Annotated in this window: 1 protein-coding gene and 1 pseudogene; both read right to left on the bottom strand. The window is 44.7% G+C overall.

Annotated features, from left to right (window positions below; genetic code table 11):
• Positions 1-797, bottom strand: a 797-nt coding sequence (locus R7Z77_RS24565; protein ID WP_318136955.1) for a metal ABC transporter permease, incomplete at its 3' end; no start/stop codon positions are given.
• Positions 798-799: 2 nt separating this feature from the next.
• A pseudogene (locus R7Z77_RS24570) lies at positions 800-904 on the bottom strand (zinc ABC transporter substrate-binding protein); the annotation flags it as partial.

The raw sequence follows: 904 nt of genomic DNA on the forward strand, positions 1-904 counted from the left end.
TTCATCTGTAACAACACGATTTTTCTCAGCGGTGAGAAGATATTAAAAACTAAACCCATCATAAACAGCGTAATAACAATCGTTGCACCACTAGGCAAATCATACTTTGCAGAAGCTGCTATCCCCAACAAAATACCAATAGTTCCGATACCTAAACTGGCGGTTAAAAAACGTCCGCCTTTAAGGCTCGCAGCGCATAAAGCGGGAATCACCAATAAAGCAAACTCTAGGTAAATCCCCGTCAGTTTGACGGTGATCGGCATCAAGATAGCGAAGATGAGATAAAAACCGCTACCACGCATAAATTCGGGCTTTGTACGTACTAGCAACAACATCGCACCAGTGATTACCATCAACGGCCAAACATCTTGCCATGTCGACCACAGTAGCTGACCATTCAAAATCCCTTGAATGAAATCAGCACCATGTGGGTCTTTGCTAACAAGTAACACCGCCAAAGAGGCAGATACCACAAACAAGCTGCCAATCATCGGCTCAAGATGCGGATGATTTCGCTTTTCTAATGCAGCAATCAATCCGCATAACAATAACGACATTATCCAAGCGCCAAGCATTGCACCAAGCCAAGATTCCGATAACCAAGGAATCCTCACGTACAAAGTAGATGAGTTTAGCCAATAATGACTAAGCGCCGCCCCCAATGCTGCGACTTGAGCCACCGCAAGGTCGATGAAAATGATCTGCCGCTTTAATACTTGCTGGCCCAGTACGACGTTACCAATTAGCGCAATCACGCCGCACAAAATAGCCGGCGCTAACCATGTGTATTCAGTCATGATCAAAACTTCACAGCACTAGGAGAAACAAACACATCGAGTAATTCAGCAATCACTTCATCGTACAGCTCATCTAAGTTCTGCTCTTTTGACACCGTCAAAGGCAA

The organism is Vibrio sp. 1401 (genome assembly GCF_033340295.1).